The following is a 21,958-nucleotide window of genomic DNA, read 5'->3' on the forward strand; positions in this document are numbered from 1 at the left end:
GTGAAACGGTTTAGATCCCACCACTTAACAGTAAGCTGCCAGTCAATACACTGCCGGTGACTATCCCAATGGGAAGGTGGCGTGGGCTGTAGCTTAGGGTCAAAATCACTAACATGGCGGCTAGGGAGATGATCCCCATAAACAGTATGCTGCCATAGGCCCAGCCTTGCCCGTGGGCGCAGGTACTTAAGCTGATGATTAATAACAGCCAAGCAAACAGGGTTAACAGGCGGCTCTGCCATTGTGACGGTGGGCGTTTAAACACATCCTTAAAATGGCCAAACTTGGCTAACGCAAACAGCGCAAGGGAGAGATAACTAAGCCCGAGAATGCCGAGCATAGGGATAAATTCTGGCATCATGATTTTGCTTCCTCCAAGGGAGACGACGAGGCAAGTTCGTTAGCATAACTCGGATCTGGCTGTTTTCTTCTGACTTTTTCAGCTGTAGCCGTATTTTTTCGACTCGGTTTTTGCAGTGTTTTGATCACAGCAGAGAGTCGTGTACTGGCAAATAACATCGCACTGCCCAGTAGTAAAGCGACTATATCAAACCCCACCAGTGTCCATTGTTGGCTGCGGATATTGTCAATAAAGTGGCTTGGTGAGGTAAATGCGTTCAGTATCGGCAGCGCACAATAAAGTGCTCCGATTATCATTAAGGCCAATTGCCAATGGCGTCTGCTTCTACCGAAAAATGCCCAAATGCCCATTGCCGCTAAGGCGATAAAGAAACAGTGAACCTCCCAAGCAGAGCGAGTCGCAAAATCGACGGGTAACAGGCGGTTGGCATAGAAAAATGCTGCCGCGCCCAAGGGCAAGCCTAAGATAAACATGAAGTTTAAGCCTTCCACTAAGCGCAAACCACGGCTCGCTTTTTCGCCTTTATCAATTGCTTTTTGCTGTTTCTGTCGTAGACGAATCGCCCACATTAAGGTGCCTGATGCCACCATGGCACAACCGAGTAGGCCGCAGAAGAAGAACAAAATACGCAGCAGTGGCGCAGCAAACCGCGCGGTGTGCAGCGACATCATAGTGTCGTACGTGGCGACGGTTCCCGAGACTTCATGGGGGCTGGCGTATTTGAGTTCACCCGTCACACCGTTAAAGACTAAGATTGATGACTCATCGGTGACCTCTTTGCCAGTATTTTGGTAGAAGGTGACTTGGCTATTTTGATCTTTAGGATAAGAAACAATCACCTGCTTGATAGGTGCATCGCCCCATTCAGCCTGAACTTGCGGCAGCAGTTGACTTAAGCGTACTTGCTCTGCCTGAATGCCAGAAGCTTTTTCGGTTTGTCTCGCCGGATTGAGTTCTTTTAAAAAGGCTTGATTATCCTCAGGATAAGCTGTGCTCACCGTCCATGGAATATACATCAACATTAAGGTAATGAGGCCGGTATAAGTGATCATCAAATGGTAGGGCAGGGCAATCACTGAGCTGACATTATGGGCATCTAACCAAGAGCGCGCGCCCTTGTTCTGCCGAAAACTAAATAAGTCTTTAAAGATGCGTTTATGGATAACGATGCCGCTGATAAGGGCTATCAACATAAACATGGTGCAGACACCCACAATGTAACGCGCCGTAATGGCGGACATATAGTGCAGGTCGAAATGTAAACGATAGAAGAAGTCACCACCGCGGCTATCGCGGACATTGGTGATGACGCCACTACCATCGGCCAGTGCGGTATGTTGCTCGATTTTGCCACGGCGTTGCCCCTTTTCAGGCGGCAGTTGCCAAGCAAAACTCAGCATTGGGCTGCGTTCTGTCGGGAAATTAATTAACCAGCGCTGTGTGGTAGGGGCTGAATGCGTTTCAATATAGCTTTGTCCCTTCTCAAGTTGGTTGGCGATTTGGTCAACTTGATAATCCTGAAAAGCCCCGCGGTGAAGCTCAGGCTCGGCCCATAGGCTCATTTCATGGCGGAAATAACTCAGGCTGCCAGCAAAGAAGATCAGCAATAATACCCAACAAACGAGTAAACCCGCCCAAGTATGTAGCCAAGATAGGGTTCTAAAAAAGGTTTCTTTCATCTTACTGTCCACACACCTTAAGCAGAGCAAAACACAGGAGACTAAATAGCGTGAGATCCCGCCACGCATGCCAGGTTTTACGCACGCAGAAGGCATAAATTATCGCGATGGCATAAAACAAAAATGCCAACATATTGGCCATTAATGTGCTCTCAAATCGAGACATAGGCAGTACTTGCGTCAGTAAACAGGCTAGTGTTGCTGCCGCAATATAGCCCGCTAACAAGGCGGCACTGGCGCGAACAAACACCTGAAAACCAAACTGGGTTTGATCTTGCTTAAACCAGCGTAAGGCTGCTTGAAAATAACCCGTCACAGCGGCAGTTGAAGCTGCCGAAGTTGCTGAAGGTGTATCTGATACTGGGATATGAGACATAAGTGCTGCTTATTTCAGTCAATATTAAACCGTTATGGCGACCTGCCATGTCACGCATACCACTCCATTGATTGTACTTATGCCTAACCCTGTCCACTTGGGTGCATGAGCAAAGGAGAGTTGCTACTCGGTTTGGAGTATAACTCAGTTTATTTAAATGATAAACAATATCATTTGCGTTTATCTGTGAGATCCTTAACGTATTTGTGACGGGGCGAAATCACGCCGGACTCATTTGCGCAGGAATAATTCAGCAATGTGCAATCTGTCACAAATGTTTGGTTTTGTTGATGTGATTGATCTTACTTGTTTAGGATTTGGTTAATTTTTATGCTGCCATTGTGAGCTTAATCAAAGCAGGCATTCTGTCATTTTGGCAAAATGCGGCGCAACTTTCACATGGAATCCGTTAGTGCGCCCTATGCAAACACATTCAAAAAATGGTGAAAAACACCTCTCCGAAAACGCTATTCTCCTCTCGACGACCGATCTGAAGGGCAACATTAAGTATGTTAACCAGACCTTTTCGCAGATCAGTGAATATAGCGTTGCCGAGTTGCAGGGAAGCCCACATAACATAGTTCGCCATGGTGATATGCCTGCCGCCGCTTTTAAAATGCTTTGGGAGAGGATAAGAAGCGGTAAACCTTGGATGGGCATTGTTAAAAATAGAACCAAAACAGGGGGCTATTATTGGGTCAATGCCTATGTCGCACCAGTATATGAGAACGGCAAAATCCATGAGTATCAATCGGTTCGTCGCCAAGCGACCCCTGAGCAAATCAAGGCGGCCGAAGAGATCTATCAAGGGATCAATCAAGGTAAACAGCCTAAAGCATTAAAAAAAGACCGGTTAGGATTTGGCGGGAAAGTCCTCACGGCGATGTTGTTTACTATCGCGTTAACCGCATCCTTAGCGACTTATTCGCCCATCTTGGCTGTGCTAGCGGGTGGGCTGATTGCTTGGGGACTGTGGTACATGCTTATGCGGCCTTTTCAGGAATTAGTGCGGGTGGCCAGTAATATTATCGATGACCCTGTTGCTATGGGCGTCTACACCGGCAGACAGGATGAAATCGGTAAAATTGATCTTGCCCTGCGATTTTTAATTACCGAAATCGGCGGCGTAGTCGGCCGAATGGCGGATTCTGCCAGTGAGATCCAAGAGCAGAGTGTCAATCTTAAACAAACTATCACCAATACCTGGGAGCACGCCGATAGCCAGAGCGCGCAGACCACGCAGGCGGCAACCGCGATGGAGCAAATGAGCGCCAGCTTTGCGGAAGTGACGGACAATATCCACCGCACCGCATCCGAGATGGTTTCTAGTCATCAAGCGGCGCAGCGCGGTCACTCACGGCTTGAAACCGTTATCGAGGCGATACATCAACTGAGCGTGCAGGTGAGCCATTTTTCCGATGTGGTGCAAACGATTGAGCAGGATAGCCAAGCGATACATCAAGTGTTAGAAGTGATCCGCTCCATTGCCGATCAAACCAATCTGTTAGCACTCAATGCGGCGATTGAAGCGGCGCGTGCGGGGGAAAGTGGCCGCGGCTTTGCCGTTGTTGCCGACGAGGTGCGGCAGTTATCTAGCCGAACCAGCCAGTCTACCTCGCAAATTGAGCAGATTGTCAGTCGCTTTAAAGACAGCACCCAAAGGGCCACATCGACTATGACGGCCGGACAGGAGCAGGTTAAGCGCTCAGTCTCCTTAGCGCAGGATGCCAGTGTTGCCTTTGGCGAGCTGTTATCTTCTATTGCGAGGATCAATTCTTTAAGCGATGACAATGCGGCGGCAATGACGCAACAGACGTCGGTGGCGGCGGAAATTAGCCGTGCTATCCATGTGATCAGCGATTTGGCCCAGCAGAGCTTACAACAGACACAGGATGCGGCGGCGAGGGGCGATCAGGTATCGCGCTTATCGACTAAAACCCACCACCTGTCGCAACAATTTTGGCAGCAGAGCGTACAGCGTAAGTATTAAATCTAGTCACGTTGCTGGTTGGTTTATATTTATAGTCGATTATAAATCAACCAGTTACTCATTTTGAAAGTTCCCTTCAATTGCTATTTCTTTGATTGGTCTCACATTTAGCGACGGCTAATACCCGTTTAAGTCGAAATATTTGTCTAGGGGGCTTGTGTTTTATTTGCCATGCCCCAAGCTCTAATAGTGAAGCGAAAAAAAGTAAAGACACTAAAAGGGACAACCTATGAAAATTAATCTTTCTGGTCACCATGTCGATGTTACTGATTCTGTAAAAGAACACGTTAACGAAAAGTTTTCTAAAATCGCCACTCATTTCCCCACATTGATCGGCCTCGATATCATTATTGCTAAGGAGCATGGCGAGTTTCAGGTTGAAATTAGAACGAATTATGAAGGCAGTCGCATCTCAGCCTCGGGTACGGATGAAATCATGTATCCCGCGATTGCCGCCGCAGCGAAAAAACTCGATGCTGCCCTTAAACACCGTAAAGGCCAGTTAAAGGCGGACTTACATGAAAAGCCAACCTGCACTACGCCGCCAATCGCCCATGAAATTATCCAAGAGATGGATTTGCGTTAGGGATTAACCTTTACGATGCAATAAAAAAGGGCCTGTTGGCCCTTTTTTATTGGCTGCGATTTGGCTTAAGCCAAGTCATTAAAGTCAAAAAATTTAGAACCAAGGCATTTAAAGCCCGTTGCCTTAAACTCGCCATACCAATTAAATCAAAGAAAGCTGCAATCCCTTCAGCACGGCTTGGGTGCGGTCACGGCAATCGAGTTTAGCCAGTATGGTGGAGACATGGTTTTTGACCGTGCCTTCGGCCAAGAATACCGCATTGGCGATTTCTTTATTGGAAAATCCCCCCGCCATAAAGCCTAAGATCTCCCGCTCGCGATCGGATAATAAGCCGTGAGTCGGCCCTCTTTGTGCCGTTACAGAGGATTGCTGCATCTGTTCAAGTACTGAAGGCTCTATCAAGTGTCCGCCCTGAGCGACGGTTTCAATAGCATGCAGTAACTTATCCAGTGACACATCCTTCAATAAGAAACCATTTGCACCTGCTTGCAGGCTATTTAAAAACAATTCGCTGTCATCAAAGGTGGTTAACATAATCACAGGTAGGGGATTTTGTGCGGCGCGAAGCTGTTTTAATAGACTGATACCATCGAGCACTGGCATGCGTATATCGCTTAGCAACACATCTACCGCTTCAGTTTGCAGCAGTTTCAGCGCCTCTTGACCATTCTCGGCCTGCCAAATCACTTTGATATGTTGTGAGATGGCAATTAGGCTGGCGATGCCCTGACGCACCAATTGTTGGTCTTCCACTAATCCCACTCTAATCGGGCGAGACGCAGGCGGATTATCTTCGGTCATTATTTGATGACTTTCCATGAATGTGACTTATTCCTTGGTTAACTGTTTCGTTATGAATGCCGTTTTACGCTGTGTTGCCGCGCGGCAGACGAATCATTAGTGAGCAGCCTTGGGCGTGCGAACCATCTTCGCCTGTGTCATTGGGTTGCAAACGCGCGCTGCCGTGAAAGGGTGACAATCTTTCTTGCATACTGTTTAGGCCAACGCCCTGAGAGGCGCTTTGGCTTATCCCTTGGCCATTATCTTTAAGGCAAATGATAAGCTCAGCTTGCTCCTCTTGCATCGACAGCGTGAGCTGATTGGCCTTGCCATGGCGCACGGCATTACTGATCCCTTCCTGCAACACCAGCAATAAGGCTTGGGCCAGTTCAGTCGATTGGAGCGGCATTAATGATTCATACCGCAGGCTAACATTGGGCAAACGACTTGCAATGGCATCGAGCGGCGGCGTTAAATCGAGGCCAATATTCACCCGCTGCGCGCGAACCACGGCGCGAATACTCTCTAATAATTCCTTGGCCAGCGATTTACTCTGATTGACTGTGGGTTTGAGCTCCGCAGGTGCCTGATGACTTAAGAGCTCAAGTTGCAGTGATAATGCCGTGAGCTGGTGGCCGAGAATATCGTGCAAATCCCGTGAGATCCTTAACCTTTCTTGCTGCTCGCTCGTTTGGCTCAGCAAGGCTCTGGTGGCGATAAGTTGTTGATTAAGCTGTTCCTGTATTCGGCGAGACTCTCGCTCCGACAATCTCGCTTGGCTACTGCTGTAGGCAAACAGTTGAAACCCCATGTAAATAAGCACATTAATCATCACACTGTTTGAGGTTTGGGCGTGGAGGAGCAGGTAATAACCAAGATTGGCGAGCAGGATCTGTGCTATCGCGATGCGGCGGCTAAAAAACTCTGGTAAGAGCGAAGCCCAGATCACCAGTAGAATGGGCAGCAATGGATGTTTGCTCAACAGCATCAATCCGAAGACGCTGCCGACGAGCGCAGTGCTTAACAGCCTGCTTAGATTGAGGTTTTTTCGGGGAAACTCCAGTGTCGTTAATAACAAGAAGAGCAAGATAAATAAGGTATACAGGGCGATATGGCTAAAGGTCGTGAGTGTGGGGAGATTTGCTTGCATATCCTGATTGAGCCCTAGCCAAGCGATAAGCGCCCAGGTGAGGCTGCCTGCGCCAATCAGCATTGTTTCTGCTCTGATGAATCGATTTCCCTGCACTGATTGGTTTCCTGTTATTCATGCTGCCATCCATTCTAAGGCAAGAATGCAATAAGTCACTAAATCACTAAGCCACTAAGTCACTATGGCAAATGTGACAGAGTTTCTGTGTCAGTTGGTTTATCAGTAATTTGATTTATTTCATTAAAATGTCATCAATCTTGGCTTGATCTTCTTAAGCGGCTGACATAGTTTGGCCTTATGCACAAATTTGCCGTTTACTTCACCCACACTACGACCACAACTGCTTCGGCGGTGCGTGCGTAGCGATTTGTGCCTAAAAATCGATTACTCAACCCCGCCCAAAGTGGCGGGGTTGTTTTTTCCGTCTTTTGGGCAATAACGCTGGAGAATGTGATGGATAATATGAGCTTGCCTAAAACTGCGCTGTTAATTATTGATATGCAGCAGGGACTATTTTACGCCGATGCGCCGCCCTTTAATCGGGAACTGGTGCTTAATAATATCAATCTCTTAATTGCCAACGCCCGTGAGGTCGGGGCCCCCATTTGGGCGGTTCGCCATACGGGGCCTGAAGGTTCCCCGATTGCTGCCGGAACGGCAAATTGGCAATTGATTGAATCCTTAGCGATTAATCCGCAGCTGGATAATATCTTTGATAAAACCAAGCCAAGTTGTTTTTATCAAACTGGATTGGCAGAGGCGTTAACCCATGAGGGGATAAGTGAGCTGGTGATAGTGGGGATGAAAACCCAGTATTGTATCGATACCACTTGCCGGATTGCGGCAGAGCTTGGCTGGCAGGTGGTGTTAGCCGCCGATGCGCACACTTGTATGGATACGGCGCAGCTCTCGGCAGAGGCAATTATTGCTCACCATAATGCCACGCTCCAGGGCGCCTTTGTGCGTTTAGCCAAGAGCGCGGATATTGAATTTCATTAATACTCGCAAACAAAAACGCAGCCCTTAGGCTGCGTTTTTTGATATCAAAGATTCTGATATCGTAATCAACTTATTCTTGAATATCTGCGTTGTGATACACGTTTTGTACGTCGTCACAATCTTCTAATGCAGCAATAAACTTATCGAATGTGGCCACATCTTCACCTAACACTGGCGTCATGTTCTGTGGTACGAAGGTGATGTTTTCCACTTCGAAGTTGATGTCTGGCATCGCATCGGTCAGTGCGGTTTTGACTTTGAAGAATTCAGTATGCGGCGCGATAACACTGATCATGCCGTCTTCGACTTCCACTTCATTTACATCGACATCGGCCATCATCAGAATTTCGAGGATGGCGTCTTCGTCTTCACCTGGGAATACGAATACCGCAGATTGATCAAACATATGGCCAACCGTGCCTGGCGTACCTAGTTTGGCATCGTTCTTCACGAAGGCTTGACGCACTTCGGTGAAGGTACGTTTTACGTTGTCGGTTAAGCAGTCCACGATAACCATACAGTTGCCTGGGCCGAAACCTTCGTAACGCGCAGTATCATAATCTTCACCGCCGCCACCTTTGGCTTTATCGATAGCACGTTCGATAACGTGTGCCGGCACTTGGTCTTTCTTAGCGCGTTCGATTAAACGGCGAAGTGATAAGTTACCGTCTGGCTCAACGCCACCTTGTTTTGCGACTACGTAAATTTCTTTACCGTAGCGCGAGTAAAGGCGGGTTTTCTGGCCAGCTGTTTTCGCCATGGATTCTTTACGGTTTTGATATGCTCTGCCCATCTTGATCTCGTTAGCTCAAAAAAATTGCGCCGATATTAGCAGTTTTCAGTCCTGTTGTGCAGTCACTCGAACTGGAATTATTGCGGATAAAGCGATGGATACCACATTTTATGGTGGCATTAATTGTTGGCAGTTTTGACTTGAAGGATTGGGCAATTCTGCAATATCTATACTAAGGTCTAATGCCATAAGCACGATAGAGTGCTGATGATAGCGATATAGCTTATATTTCCTAAGGGTGAATAGTTCAATTTAGTCAGAGGGATAGACTCACTATACCGATCTTAATCTTGCCTATTTAACTTGGCTGCGGCGAAGCGAATAGCAAAGGATAGCATGTGAATGTCCGCTTCTCTCACTCCCCTGGTGCGTGTATTCAGTGAGAAACATTATGGAATTACAACATAAAGTCGCCATTGCGCTCAGCTTTGTTTTGGTCGTACTCAGTAGCCTTCTTCTTAACGCGATAGCATTGTCCGGTTTCATGCAGGCGCTGATCTTAGGGGCAATTGTCTGTGCTTGGGTGCTGTGGATAGTGCAGCGCTTGGTGAGCCATTACACGCCAAAGCCTGAGCAAGTAACGAAGGCATTCAACTCTGTTAACTCGCCGGAGCATGAGATAAGCGTGCAAACCAGTAAGATTGCGATTGGCTCGGCTGAGGTATCGCATTTTATTGATCTATTGAATAAATCCATCGAGTCCAATGGTGAACATGCCAGCGTTATTGCGGTGGCGGCGTCACAATTAAGCCATACCACGGCGCTGTTAGGCGACAATGCCACGCATATTTTAGGGCAAACCCAAGAGGCGGAGCGGTTAAGTGTGCAGGGACGAGACCAAGCGCAAAAGGGCGTATCGGCGATTGAATCATTAAGTGGTGACATCAATACCGCCGCGCAGCAAGTGCAAGCGCTAAAATCTAAAGCCGAACAAATTCAAAAGATTACCGAAGTGATTAACTCGGTTGCCGAGCAAACAAACTTACTGGCCCTCAATGCTGCGATTGAAGCTGCGCGGGCGGGCGAACAAGGCCGTGGCTTTGCCGTAGTCGCCGATGAGGTCCGCAGCCTTGCGGGTAAAACGGCGGGCGCAACTAAAGATATTGGCAATATGCTGCTCGAGATCCGCGCCGAAACCGATAAAACCTCGGGGTTGATGGAGCGGGTCGTCTCGCAAACCGCCGATGTGGTGATGGCGATGGGAACGCTCGATGGCCATTTTACCGACATTTCGACATCCGTTACTCATTCGGCGCAGGCTCTGGGTGATATGGAAGATTCACTCAAACAATATAACCACACCACCAATGAAATCAGCAGCTCGGTGAGCCAAATTCGCGACTCCCTTACCGTCACAGGCAAACAAAGCCACAGCGTGTCGGAGCAAGCGTTTACCCTGTCTTTGACTACCGAAGGAATCTTTAAAGCGCTGGCAAATTGGGATACTCATACCTTTGACCAACAAGTGTTATTACTTGCCAATGAAGCGGCTAAAGCTTGTGGCGAAAAACTCTCACAGGGATTAGCTAATCGTAGTTTTACTGAAGCAGAGTTGTTTAACCCGCAATATCAGCCCATTGCTAATACTCAGCCGCAAAAGTACAGCACGGCGTTTGACCGCTATACCGACCAACATTTTCCTGCCATACAAGAGCCGATTCTCGCCAAGCACGCTGAGATTATTTATGCCGGCGCCGTGGATAGAAAAGGCTATTTCCCAACCCACAATAAACGCTTTAGCCAAGCCTTAACCGGTAAGGTGGAAATCGATATGGTGCATAACCGCACTAAGCGTTTGTTTAACGACCCTACCGGGATACGCTGCGGCGCCCATACTGAGCCAGTTTTACTGCAAACCTATAAGCGAGATACCGGAGAAGTGATGCACGATTTATCCGTCCCTATCTACGTTAATGGTAAACACTGGGGCGGCTTTAGGGTTGGCTTTAAAGCGAAGTCCTAACTAGTGTATTTATTCTAAATTTATTGCATAACGACCCAGTATAAAATGTTGGGCAGATGTGATCTTTCACGCGTATTTGATTAACAAACTAGAAATAGATTGGCATCCATTTGCTGAAGTGCTTAAATAACTGGATATTCATGGCGCTAAGATGTTCCTATCTGTTGTAATTAGGCTTGTCGCTTGGTATTTTTTAGTTTGTTGATTTTTAAAGGTAAAAAGCATCTTGGAGTTTTGTTGTTATAAGAGATGAAGGGAGACTCTTGCCACTTTGATCGATAGCAGTAGATTCTGCTTAATGTGAGTTAAAAGTTATGCAAGCAACACAAGCGACTGTTACCGTTTTATATTATGACGCCCCTGTCGGGTTAATTATGCATAATGCGGTGTTAGAAGGTTTACCTGTTAGCGACTCTGGTCGTGTGATGATCCCTGCGAGTTTTCGCAAGGGAAAATCGATTATCGCCGTGCTAGAAGGTGAGTGTAAGATATTGAACTCACTCGGTGAGCGGGTGTTTGCACAGGCTAATATAGGTTAACAAAAACGAAAAATAGCACTGGCAAAACATAAAACGAAAAGGACGATAAAGTTGATTTATCGTCCTTTTGCTTTTGGGGCTAAAGCGGCATAAGCCGTGGTCACGCTCGGCTGTTATCTGCAAACATTATCTGCAAACATCGGCAAACAATTTATCGGCCAATTGTTGCAGTATTTCCGCCTGGGGATGGGTATGGGCAAAGGTCCTTAAGCCATAAATGCCCATCATCAAGTATTGTGCCCGCTGCTCACTATTGAGCTCGCCTTGCAATAATCCTTGGGAGGTCGCTAATTCAAATTGTGCCGTCAGCGCATTCTGCCAAAGTTTTAGATTCTGGCTGATAATATCTTGAATTTCATCATCTTGCTCTGCAATCTCGTTTAATGCCTTGGTGAGCAAACAGGCTTGCTGGCTATCGCAGCTTAAACATTCGACCACGATATTGTCTAAGTAGGTCTTCAGATTACCCAGCACCGGGCGGCTATCGGAGAAGATAAGCTTGAACTGCTCGTTTCTATCCTGCTGATATTGCTCTATGGCAGCGATAAGCAATCCACGCTTATTGCTAAAGGCGCAATAAATGGAGCCGGGATGTAACCCCGTTGCTTGGGTCAGATCCAGCATACTGGTTTTGGTGTATCCCTTGTGCATAAAGGCGGCCATTGCCCCCCTGAGCACCTGCGCCCTATCAAACTCTGCGTTTCGCATTGCAATCTCACCTCTCACCGATACTTGCGGCAGATTCTACCTAATTTTGAACAAACATTCAAAAATGTTCTTGAATGATCGTTCAAATAAGAATATCTTGAATGCACATTCAAGAATGGGGCGACACCAATGACGATTGAACATGCAGTGAATTCCGTGGGTAATTTATTCGATACCTACAAACTTAATGACACTATTACCTTAAAAAACCGTATTTTAATGGCGCCATTAACGCGCTGTATGGCCGATGCGGATTTAGTGCCGACCGATGACATGGTGGCTTACTATGCTCGCCGCGCCGAAGCGGGATTGATTATCTCCGAAGCGACGATCATCCGCCCAGATGGTCAAGGTTACCCAAATACCCCTGGCATTTTTAATCAAGCGCAGATCGCTGGCTGGCGTAAAGTTACTGATGCTGTGCATGCTAATGGCGGTAAAATTTTTGTACAGCTATGGCATACCGGCCGTGTTGCGCACCCACATTTCTTCGGTGGCGGTGATGTACTGGCGCCTTCGGCCGAAAAAGTAGAGGGCAGTGTGCCCAGAATGCGTGAGCTGACCTACGTTACTCCAAAAGCGGCAACTCTTGAAGATATTCAGGGCTTAGTCCGCGATTATGCGAAAGCGGCCGAAAACGCGATTGAAGCTGGATTCGACGGGGTTGAGATCCACGGTGCAAATGGCTATTTAATCGATGCCTTCTTACACCATGACAGCAACCGTCGTACTGATGAATACGGCGGCACACCTGCTAATATGTCACGCTTTGCCTTAGAAGTGGTGGATGCGATTGCGGCACGTATTGGTCAAGATAGAACCGGTCTGCGTATTTCTCCCGGCGCCTATTTCAATATGACCGTCGATAACCGTGACCGCGCCGTGTTTGATTATCTGTTACCTGAGCTCGAAAAACGTGAACTGGCCTTTGTGCATATCGGTATCTTTGACGACAGTATGGAGTTCGATTACTTAGATGGCCGTGTTTCTAGCTATGTTCGAGCTAACTATGGCAAAACCTTAGTAGGTGTCGGTGGCTACAGCGCGCAATCGGCCAGTGAAGCGATTGCTACCGATAAGTTTGATTTAATTGCGATTGGTCGCCCCTTTATTGCCAACCCAGATTATGTGGCAAGAGTGCGCCAAGGTCATGAATTGGTGACTTATAGTGATGAGATGCTAGCAAGCCTAGTGTAACTAAGCGCAGTCATTACCGATAAAAAAGGGTTAGCTTAGCTAACCCTTTTTGCTCTTGGTCCTACTATCAATTGGCTTTAGAGAGCGCCCTCAGGGCATTGAGCTTTTGCTGGGCAATCCCGAATACGCACTCGGGGGTATAATGATCTGAGTGTTTCGCATCATCGCCTCCTAAGGTCACCGCCGTTTTACCTAAGAGTAGTGCCATCGCTTGAGTGACATGACTAATCGCCCAAATATGGAACTCTCCACGCTCAACGGCTTCCACAATGTCTTGGCGTAACATGAGGTTCGCGATATTCGACTCGGGAATAATTACCCCTTGGCTCGATGAGCGACCCTTAATCTTACATACATCGAAAAAGCCTTCGATTTTTTCATTTACGCCGCCGATGGGCTGCGCCTCGCCAAACTGATTCATTGACCCGGTAATGGCAATATCCTGCCTTAAGGGCAACTCACTGATGGCGGAGATAATGGCGCAGCATTCGGCCATCGAGGCGCTATCACCATCGACGCCGCTGTAGGATTGCTCGAAGGTAAGATAAGTGGTGAGAGGGATTTGCGCGGTTTTACCTAATACCGAAGCTAAATAAGCCGTCAGGATTAACACCCCTTTGGAGTGGATGCGACCACCCAGTTTGACCCTATGCTCAATATCCAGCACTTCACCCTTACCAAAGGCGGTGGTGGCGGTAATGCGATTCGGGAGACCAAATTGATGGTCTGAGGTGGATATAACTGATAACGCATTGATTTGGCCGACAACTTTATCGTGGGTATTAATTAATGTGGTGCCATTGATAAAGCTCTCCATAATATTGTCGTGCAGGCGTGAGACCCGTTGTTCTTGGTTTTTCAGTGCTTGCTCAACATGTTGCTTTTCAATGCATTGACTTGCGGCCGCCTTGGCGCAGAAGTTGGACTCCCGCAGCAGATTGGCGATGTTTGCCGAATGGAGTGAGAGCTTTTGTTGGTCCTGCGCCTCACGGGAACTGTATTCGATGATCCGTGCGATGGCGCTGCGATCACAGTGCAACATGTTGTTATCGTGGACTATGCTGGAAATAAATCGTGCATATTGCGCCTCCGATACATCGGTTCTGTCCATCACATCTTCAAAGTCGGCGGTGACTCTAAATAACTCACTGAAATCAGGATCATAATGCTGTAAAAGTTGATAGGTTTCGTGATCCCCAAACAGAATGATCTTCACATCTAAGGGAATAGGTTCCGGTGCCAATGAGATAGTGCCAGAGAGCGATACCTCCCGCTCTAAGGAGCTTAAATCTAACTTGCGCGAACGCAGCGCGCGTTTCAAACCGTCCCACACATAGGGGCGCTCCAATACTTTAATGGCATCCATCAACAGCACGCCACCGTTGGCCTTGTGTAAGCTGCCTGCACGGATCAGTGAAAAGTCGGTAAACACTGTGCCCCTAAAGGTGGCATTTTCGACATAGCCAAACAGGCTGTGATAGCTTGGGCTTTCTTCCACCACAATGGGGAATGTTTGCTCCCCTTGGCATACGATGACGTTGACTTGATAGCGGCGCGGCATCTTCTTCTCAAGGGAGGCGTAAGCGAGGGCGAGTTGTTCCTCACTCTCCTCAAGGAAAATATCTAAATTACTTAAGATATCCGCCTGCATGCCCGTCAAAAAGGCTCTGACCTCGGGCTGATGTTTGTACTTGTCCTTCAAGGGCTTAAAAAAGTGCACTAATACATCTTTAGCGACTTGTTCGTCGTGTTCCTGCTGGGTATCGCTAAATTCTTCTTCCCATTCGGTATTTTGGCGAATGATGCCGCGAAGTTTAACTTCGAGTCCATTAATATTGCTTTCAAACTGAGTGCGTTCGGCTTCGGTCAAGGCGCCAAAGGAGACTTCGTCATGGGGCTCTTCGCCATTGAGGGCAACCATTTGATAGTCACCCTGCAAGGTTAAACTGAGACTAATATTTTTCTGTTTGGCTTCTTCACTTAGCTCAGTCAGCGCGGCTTCTTGTTTTTGTGCTAGCTGGCTTTTGAGTTTTTCGGCACGGGCATAATACATTTCGTTATCAAAGGCTAAGGGCAGCGCTTTGACGAGTTTTAGCATGAGTTTTTCGATGGACTTTTTAAACTCTTGCCCCGTTCCTGCGGTGAGTTTAAGCACTTTGGGACTGCGGGTATCGTCAAAGTTGACCACATAGCACCAGTCAAACAGTGATGGCTCGATAGGCTCATGGCGATTCAGGTAACGCAGCATCATAGTGCGTTTGCCTAAGCCGTTTTGGCCAATGGCATAAATGTTATAGCCCTTTTCCTTAATCCCCATGGCGAATTCCACCGCCTGTTGGGCACGTTCTTGACCGACAATATCATCGAGTGGCGTGAGCTGAGCGGTAGACTGGCACTCAGGGTTAAGCTGTTTAAGGTCGGATTTCCGATAAAGCTGTTGACTCGTTAACGGGATGGCGGGTGTGGCAGTGGGCACGGTAGGCATAGAGATCCTTGTTTTTCATCCTGATTATTTCCATTGTAGACAATAAGATAAGGTTTTTGTCAATCACAAGGCGGTAATTTACGGTTAAATCAGTGTTGTTGCTGACGAGTCGATTTTTGACGGAAGCTAAACTTAAAAACAGTCTATTATCATTAGGATAGATATTGTCATTTGCCCATGCTGGCTCTCGAAACAAAGTAATCGCTGAATGAGTCAAATATTTATGTATTAGTGAATGACGATGCTTGATTGTCTGCGGTAATATGGCCTACAGAATGCGACTATCGCGTTGTCCATCTATTGATACTCTGTGTTGGTTATGGCTGTGTTTTATGGTGAGGGAGTGTAAATGCCCTCAGTCACAATGGAATTGTAGAGGCTAGAGTTAGCAAGCTTATGAATGATGTTGCAATTTCACCAAAGCAGTTAGCGAACTGGGCAAGCGACTTACAATTAATTGCCGATATCACTCAGTCACATGCAGCGATTTTTAGGGTTACCCCCGCAGGAGAGCGCAGTCTATTATTGCAGTCGGTGGATTGTGAGCCACGCCATTTAGAGGCGCTCCTTTTACAGGCCAATTTGAAAGCGCATTTTAGCCTGTATCAAAATGCGTCCCCTAAAGCTCAGGTCTTTTCCCAACACAGTTCATCCTATAATCCCTTTAATGAGTCGAGTGCTTTTAGCCACTATCAGGTGAATCTGCCCGAAGATCTGAGTGCTGGTGCTCATCAGCCGTCTGCATTACTGATCCGCGATGTTAACGCCGATCCCCAATGGCGTGCTACTGGGATTGGAAGCTTGATTTACCTACCGATACTTTGGCCATCTGGCGCTCATTTCGGGGCTTTATGTCTTTATCACAGTGCGGCTTTGCACTTAGACGATAGGGCGTTGCAACTGGCATCTTTGACCGTCAATAGCCTGCAATTTCACTTGGCTGAATTACTCAGGTTGCAACAACAAGATGTGACGGCTACGCGTAAAGAGAGCAAAGCCGTCGACGTGATTGGCCTGCAAACCTTTATCGATAGCTTTGAAGAACATATCTGGGTGAAAAATACCGCAGGTGTTTATACCATTTGCAACCAAAGTGTTGAAAAGGCATGGGAATTACCTCGTAGTGAAATCGTCGGCAAGACAGACGAAGAGCTCTTTGGTAAAGATATCGCCGAGATTTTTCTCAATGGTGACAGGCTTGCGATTGAAACCGGTGCGCCGATTATTGTCGCCGAGTGTTTGGATGGCGAAAAGCAAAACAAGCACTTATGGCTAGAAACCCTGAAAATTCCCGCCTTAACGCCGGAGGGCGCGTTGGCGGGAGTCATAGGCATGACCCGCAATATCTCCAAGCATAAAGAAGTGGAAGAGCAGCTCACGCTGGCGACCAATGTGTTTAAACATTCCCTCGAAGGCGTTGTGGTGACGGATAGACACGGCAATATCACCGATGTGAATGGCGCCTTCTATGAGATCACTGGCTACTCGCGGGAAGAGTTGCTCGGTCAAAACCCACGGTTATTTAACTCGGGTCGTCATGAGAAAGCCTTTTTCGATACCATGTGGACTCACTTACTCGAGACGGGTAAGTGGAATGGCGAAATTTGGAATCGCCGCAAGGATGGCACTATCTTCCCGCAAAATATCACCATCAGCACCATTTATGATGACAGTGGTGATGTGCGCTATTTTGTTGCAGTCTTTGCCGATATTTCCGCTCAAAAACAGAATGAAGCCCAGCTTGCCCATCTGGCCTATTTTGACCCGCTAACCCATTTGCCAAACCGCATGAAGCTGATGATGCAGCTTAAACAGGAAGTGAAGCATGCAAAACGGCTCAATGCCCAGTTAGCGACAGTCTTTATTGATGTGGATTTGTTTAAACATATCAACGACAGTTTTGGCCACAGCATTGGTGATGAGATGCTGGTGGAGCTGGCAAAACGTTTGCGTTGCCAACTGCGGGAGCAAGATGTGCTGTCGCGTATTGGTGGCGATGAGTTTGTGGCGCTGATCTCGGGGATCCAAGATCACGAGGATGCCGCTGCGGCCATCAATCAATTACGCCAAGTATTTGAACAACCTTTTGTGGTAAGCACGGGCGATCATCTACGTCTTACCGCCAGTATGGGGGTTTCAATTTACCCTAGCGATGGCAATAAGGCCGATACTCTGTTGCGTAACGCCGATGCTGCCATGTATCGCGCTAAGAGTGAGGGCCGCAATAACTTTGCCTTTTACACTGAGTCACTTACCAAACAATCCTTTGAGCATTTAAAGCTGCAGAGTGCACTCTATGGCGCGCTTGAAGAGAATGCTTTGTATCTGATGTATCAGCCTAAATTGGATTTAGTGACCCGTAAAACCCTTGGCGTGGAGGCGCTACTGCGCTGGAATGACCCCATATTGGGGCAAATATCCCCCGGGGTGTTTATTCCCGTCGCCGAGAAAATTGGACTGATTTACGATATAGGTTTGTGGGTGCTTGAAACCGCTTGTCTACAAGGTATGCGTTGGCTAGCCGAGGGCAAACCCTTTGGTCGAATCGCGGTGAACGTTGCCGGACAACAGCTACAACGTAGCTCCTTTGTTGAAGATGTTAAGCGTATCTTGGCTCAAACTGGCTTACCTGCCACTTGCCTTGAGCTTGAGGTGACTGAGAGCGTGATGATGCACAATCCCGATGTGGCGATTCGTGACTTAAAGCTACTAGGGGATCTTGGCATTGAGCTCTCGGTCGATGATTTTGGAACCGGATATTCCTCCCTTAACTATCTGAAAAAACTACCTATCCATAAGCTTAAAATTGACCAATCCTTCGTGCGGGATATTCCCTTCGACACCAACAATACCGCTATCGCCAAAGCCGTCATTGCCCTGGGGCATGCGCTCAAGTTAGAGATAGTGGCAGAAGGGGTTGAGACCCAAGCACAGGCCGAGTTTTTAACCCAAAACCGGTGCGATCAGGCGCAGGGCTATCTCTTTAGCCGTCCGCTATTACCCGTGGATGTCGAGGTGTTTTTAGCGAAACCCTAAGCGTGTCTAGCGAAAATCTAAGTGCAATTGTGCACCATTAAAGCCGTGAGCAACTGACAGATGCAATGCAACTGGTCGCTCTAGCGGCGGTCTGTTAACATGGCGCCATTATTGTTTTTGGTGATCTTCCATGTCTTTTAGCGCGCTTTCCTTAGATTCTCTGTTAGTGAATACCTTAGCCGAACTTGGCTATCAGCAGCCCACGCCCATCCAAATTGAAGCCATTCCCGCTATTTTGGCAAAACAGGATGTGATGGCGGGCGCACAAACGGGAACGGGGAAAACCGCTGCTTTTGCTCTCCCCATTTTGCAGCTATTACTCCTCGATAACGAAAGCTTAGATGCACCCAAAGAGATTCGAGCCTTAGTGCTGGTGCCCACTCGTGAGTTAGCGGTGCAAGTGCAGCAGAGTTTTGTGAAATATGCCAAAGGCACGGATATTCGTGTCGGGATTGCCTACGGCGGCGTGAGTATTGAGGCCCAGCAAGCCGAATTTAAGGCTGGCATTGATGTGCTTATCGCAACGCCAGGCCGCCTGCTCGATCATCTGCGTCAAGGTGCGCTTAATCTTAAACGCTTGAGCGTGCTGGTATTTGATGAAGCCGACCGTATGCTCGATATGGGATTTATGGATGAAATCAAAGCCGTGCTCAAGCAAGTGCCCGCGCAGCGGCAGACACTGCTGTTCTCGGCCACCTTAGACGATTCGATTTTCGGTTTCAGTAAAAACCTTTTGCGGGATCCCAAGCTTATCGAAGTGACGAAACGCAATACCACGGCCGCACAGGTGGAGCAGCGGGTTTATGCCATCGACAGTGACCGTAAAACCGAGTTTGTCAGCCATTTAGTGCGCAGTAAAAATTGGCAACAAGTGCTGATCTTTAGCCGCACTAAGCAGGGCGTCGATAAACTCACCACTCAGCTCAATCAGCTTGGGGTGGCAACGCAGGCATTTCACGGTGACTTATCCCAAGGCGCAAGGGAGAAGGTTTTAAAGGATTTTAAACAAGGACTGGTGCAGGTATTGGTGGCGACCGATGTCGCCGCTCGAGGCCTCGATATTGCCGACTTACAGTATGTGATTAACTTCGAACTGCCCTTTATTGCCGAAGATTATATCCACCGTATCGGTCGCACTGGGCGTGCGGGCAGCGCAGGTTTGGCGATTACTCTCTTTAGCCAAGAGGATGCACTGCTGCTCGAAGAGGTCGAAGCATTGCTCGATAAACGCCTGCCGCAGCAATGGTATCCCGGCTTTGAGCCTGATTTTAATAAAATGGAACCCGAGCCAAGACGCAATAGTAAAGCAGCGCAAAAACAGCGAGCTAAGAAGCGCGCCTTAGGCGGTAAGAAGCGGTAACGATAGCCTGCTTATCGGCATAGCTTACAGGTTTAAAGCGTGATAAAAAGTCCTGTCTTGGATACTTGTCCGCCCCAGAAATGGGGCGGCTTTCGTTTATAAACAGTTCACGATTCTTCTGTTATCTTTCGCGGCAGTTTACTTATTTTTCACGATTCTCACGCTGCCGATGGCATTTGGGATCGCATCTTACTCATTGTGTGTCTAGTGACTTGCTTATCAAGGTCTTATTTTTCAGGTTTTTAGCACAAAATATTAAGCATTAACTAAAATAGACTTCAGCTTGGTTATTGCGTTGTCGCTCTTCATTTTTTTCAGTCGCTTCTTTAATTAACTCGGTTTTTTGGGCTTCGAGTAGCGCTATCTGCTTGGCCTTTTCTTCCTCGGATAAGCTGTCATTGGCGGCAATTTTCGCCATTTCCTCTTCTAGCTGCTTCAGTTTTTCCCTGTCGACTCCGGTGCGTTTATCGAGGATAGCCTGCATGGCTTCCGCTAATCTGTCTTCGGGTTTTGCGCTCTCTTCGGTACCGGCAATATTTTGCACATTGGTGGTGTAATTTTGCTTGGCATTGGGCGCGAGCTGGCTATAGGTATCGCTGGTTTCAGCGCTTCGAGTCACGCCGCCCGATAGGGTAACTGTATCTTGCGGAACTGTCATTTGGGCGCTCAGACTTGCCGCAGCGCTTGGTACGCCTTGCGTTTGTTGAGTCTGAGCCGATTTTAACTGACTTAATGCAATGGCCGCATAGCTATTGGGATTGATAACCGTCATTTCCTTATTCTCCCTCGTTGATGTTCACTTTCTGTTGTCGCGCCAATCGGGCGAATAAACTAAGCAATATCAAGGCCAAGCCCTAGCGACTTTCGTTGGATTTTTAGCGTCATGAAATTTTTATAAAAATTTGTACAAAAACTTGATCCTTGTACAAGAATGGTCCGTAATATTATTCAAAGTGATACAAGGAATAGCATTATGTACAAGTTTAATCCGCAGCGAATTCAAATCGGGATCAGTGCCTGCTTATTAGGGGAGAAGGTGCGCTTTGACGGTGGGCATAAAAATTCTTCCTATTGTAATCAAGAGATTGCCCCTTTTTTTGATTATGTTCCCTTGTGTCCAGAAATGGCTATTGGCCTAGGTGCACCGCGAAAAAGCATTCGATTAGTGCGCGATGGTGAGCAGATCCGTGTGCAGAGTGGTGATGGCAGCTTAGATGTCACCGACAAACTCAATAGTTTTAGCGAGCAAAAGGTTGAGGAATTAGGCTTTTTAGGCGGTTACTTACTCTGCGCCAAATCGCCGACCTGCGGTATGGAGCGGGTGACCGAATACAAAATTGGCACCAATAATGGCACTAAATCAGGCATTGGAGTATTTGCCCGTAAGTTGATGGAGCGTTACCCCCATCTCCCTGTCGAGGAAGAAGGCCGTCTACATGATATGGTGCTTAGGGAAAACTTTTTTACCCGAGTCTATGCCTATCACGACTGGCACAGAATGTGTCATGAAGGCTTAACTAAGCACAAGCTAGTCAAGTTTCACTCCCGCTATAAGTATCTGTTGATGGCCCATAGCCCCAAATGGTACCGCGAGCTTGGGCCGATAGTGGCCAATATTGAAGACTTAGCACAAACCGCAGAGCGCTATTTTGCGGGCTTTATGACTGCCTTAAAAATCAATGCGACCCGTCGAAATCATACCAGCACCTTACAGCATATTCAGGGCTATTTTAAAAAGCATTTGAATAAGGAACAGAAGTTAGAACTGTCTGAAATGATAATGAAATATCGTCAAGGACTCCTCCCTTTGCTGGTGCCTATCACCTTGATTAACCACTACTTACGCCAATTCCCCACCCCTTATATTGAGGACCAAGTGTACTTAAATCCCCATCCAGAGGAATTAAAGCTGCGCTATGCCTATTAATCACTGGTACTAGCCGAGATATGCGCTTG

General features: G+C 47.5%; 18 protein-coding genes. 9 read left to right on the plus strand and 9 right to left on the minus strand.

Going from position 1 to position 21,958, the window contains the following annotated elements; genetic code table 11:
• Positions 1 to 10 precede the first annotated feature (10 nt).
• The 3 genes from K0H59_RS06195 to K0H59_RS06205 are packed head-to-tail and all read right to left on the minus strand — an operon-like array spanning position 11 to position 2,416.
• Positions 11 to 361 (minus strand): DUF3325 domain-containing protein, encoded by a 351-nt coding sequence (locus tag K0H59_RS06195; protein WP_023266561.1) that lies wholly within the window; start codon positions 359 to 361, stop codon positions 11 to 13.
• A complete protein-coding gene (locus K0H59_RS06200) occupies positions 358 to 2,040 on the minus strand; it encodes a PepSY domain-containing protein (RefSeq protein WP_220054975.1) in 1,683 nt (560 codons plus the stop codon). The genes K0H59_RS06195 and K0H59_RS06200 overlap by 4 nt, the downstream gene beginning before the upstream one ends.
• Position 2,041: 1 nt before the next feature.
• Positions 2,042 to 2,416 carry a DUF3649 domain-containing protein gene (locus K0H59_RS06205; RefSeq protein ID WP_220054976.1) on the minus strand — a complete coding sequence of 125 codons (375 nt, stop codon included), beginning with the start codon at positions 2,414 to 2,416 and terminating at the stop codon, positions 2,042 to 2,044.
• Positions 2,417 to 2,837: 421 nt separating this feature from the next.
• Between K0H59_RS06205 and K0H59_RS06210 the strand changes: the two genes are divergently transcribed.
• Together K0H59_RS06210 and hpf are read left to right on the plus strand one after the other, a co-directional pair.
• Complete coding sequence (locus K0H59_RS06210) at positions 2,838 to 4,406, plus strand: PAS domain-containing methyl-accepting chemotaxis protein (RefSeq protein WP_220054977.1); 1,569 nt, start codon at positions 2,838 to 2,840, stop codon at positions 4,404 to 4,406.
• 229 nt (positions 4,407 to 4,635) lie between these two features.
• Positions 4,636 to 4,992 carry a ribosome hibernation-promoting factor, HPF/YfiA family gene (gene hpf / locus K0H59_RS06215; RefSeq protein ID WP_023266557.1) on the plus strand — a complete coding sequence of 119 codons (357 nt, stop codon included), beginning with the start codon at positions 4,636 to 4,638 and terminating at the stop codon, positions 4,990 to 4,992.
• A 141-nt stretch (positions 4,993 to 5,133) separates the two neighbouring features.
• On the opposite strand, the gene K0H59_RS06220 is transcribed toward hpf, so the two are convergent.
• Complete coding sequence (locus tag K0H59_RS06220) at positions 5,134 to 5,811, minus strand: response regulator transcription factor (RefSeq protein ID WP_258405897.1); 678 nt, start codon at positions 5,809 to 5,811, stop codon at positions 5,134 to 5,136.
• Positions 5,812 to 5,857: 46 nt separating this feature from the next.
• Complete coding sequence (locus K0H59_RS06225; RefSeq protein WP_408733570.1) at positions 5,858 to 6,985, minus strand: sensor histidine kinase; 1,128 nt, start codon at positions 6,983 to 6,985, stop codon at positions 5,858 to 5,860.
• Between the two features lie 390 nt (positions 6,986 to 7,375).
• On the opposite strand from K0H59_RS06225, the gene K0H59_RS06230 reads away from it, so the two are divergent.
• Positions 7,376 to 7,921: a cysteine hydrolase family protein gene (locus tag K0H59_RS06230; protein WP_220054979.1), complete on the plus strand. Its 546-nt coding sequence runs from the start codon at positions 7,376 to 7,378 to the stop codon at positions 7,919 to 7,921.
• Positions 7,922 to 7,991: 70 nt separating this feature from the next.
• On the opposite strand, the gene K0H59_RS06235 is transcribed toward K0H59_RS06230, so the two are convergent.
• The gene (locus K0H59_RS06235) at positions 7,992 to 8,714 is read right to left on the minus strand and encodes a YebC/PmpR family DNA-binding transcriptional regulator (RefSeq protein WP_220054980.1); all 723 of its coding nucleotides are present in this window, start codon (positions 8,712 to 8,714) and stop codon (positions 7,992 to 7,994) included.
• 391 nt (positions 8,715 to 9,105) lie between these two features.
• On the opposite strand from K0H59_RS06235, the gene K0H59_RS06240 reads away from it, so the two are divergent.
• Complete coding sequence (locus K0H59_RS06240) at positions 9,106 to 10,677, plus strand: methyl-accepting chemotaxis protein (protein ID WP_220054981.1); 1,572 nt, start codon at positions 9,106 to 9,108, stop codon at positions 10,675 to 10,677.
• Between the two features lie 314 nt (positions 10,678 to 10,991).
• Positions 10,992 to 11,216, plus strand: a complete 225-nt coding sequence (locus K0H59_RS06245) for a TIGR02922 family protein (RefSeq protein WP_011621944.1) — start codon at positions 10,992 to 10,994, stop codon at positions 11,214 to 11,216.
• A gap of 126 nt (positions 11,217 to 11,342) precedes the next feature.
• Here K0H59_RS06245 and K0H59_RS06250 read toward each other — a convergent pair whose 3' ends face one another.
• On the minus strand, positions 11,343 to 11,924 hold the full coding sequence (locus K0H59_RS06250; RefSeq protein WP_220054982.1) for a TetR/AcrR family transcriptional regulator: 582 nt from the start codon (positions 11,922 to 11,924) through the stop codon (positions 11,343 to 11,345).
• A gap of 129 nt (positions 11,925 to 12,053) precedes the next feature.
• Here K0H59_RS06250 and K0H59_RS06255 point away from each other — a divergent pair, with 129 nt between their 5' ends.
• Complete coding sequence (locus K0H59_RS06255; RefSeq protein ID WP_220054983.1) at positions 12,054 to 13,121, plus strand: alkene reductase; 1,068 nt, start codon at positions 12,054 to 12,056, stop codon at positions 13,119 to 13,121.
• A gap of 67 nt (positions 13,122 to 13,188) precedes the next feature.
• On the opposite strand, the gene K0H59_RS06260 is transcribed toward K0H59_RS06255, so the two are convergent.
• Complete coding sequence (locus K0H59_RS06260; RefSeq protein ID WP_220054984.1) at positions 13,189 to 15,606, minus strand: Lon protease family protein; 2,418 nt, start codon at positions 15,604 to 15,606, stop codon at positions 13,189 to 13,191.
• A gap of 396 nt (positions 15,607 to 16,002) precedes the next feature.
• Between K0H59_RS06260 and K0H59_RS06265 the strand changes: the two genes are divergently transcribed.
• Both K0H59_RS06265 and K0H59_RS06270 read left to right on the plus strand, forming a co-directional pair.
• Positions 16,003 to 18,642 (plus strand): GGDEF and EAL domain-containing protein, encoded by a 2,640-nt coding sequence (locus tag K0H59_RS06265; protein WP_220054985.1) that lies wholly within the window; start codon positions 16,003 to 16,005, stop codon positions 18,640 to 18,642.
• Positions 18,643 to 18,772: 130 nt separating this feature from the next.
• Positions 18,773 to 20,002 carry a DEAD/DEAH box helicase gene (locus K0H59_RS06270; protein WP_220054986.1) on the plus strand — a complete coding sequence of 410 codons (1,230 nt, stop codon included), beginning with the start codon at positions 18,773 to 18,775 and terminating at the stop codon, positions 20,000 to 20,002.
• 262 nt (positions 20,003 to 20,264) lie between these two features.
• On the opposite strand, the gene K0H59_RS06275 is transcribed toward K0H59_RS06270, so the two are convergent.
• Positions 20,265 to 20,774: a hypothetical protein gene (locus K0H59_RS06275; RefSeq protein ID WP_220054987.1), complete on the minus strand. Its 510-nt coding sequence runs from the start codon at positions 20,772 to 20,774 to the stop codon at positions 20,265 to 20,267.
• 201 nt (positions 20,775 to 20,975) lie between these two features.
• Between K0H59_RS06275 and K0H59_RS06280 the strand changes: the two genes are divergently transcribed.
• The gene (locus K0H59_RS06280; protein ID WP_220054988.1) at positions 20,976 to 21,929 is read left to right on the plus strand and encodes a DUF523 and DUF1722 domain-containing protein; all 954 of its coding nucleotides are present in this window, start codon (positions 20,976 to 20,978) and stop codon (positions 21,927 to 21,929) included.
• The last annotated feature ends 29 nt before the right edge of the window (positions 21,930 to 21,958 follow it).

Source organism: Shewanella sp. FJAT-51649 (genome assembly GCF_019457435.1).
GTDB lineage: Bacteria > Pseudomonadota > Gammaproteobacteria > Enterobacterales > Shewanellaceae > Shewanella > Shewanella mangrovisoli.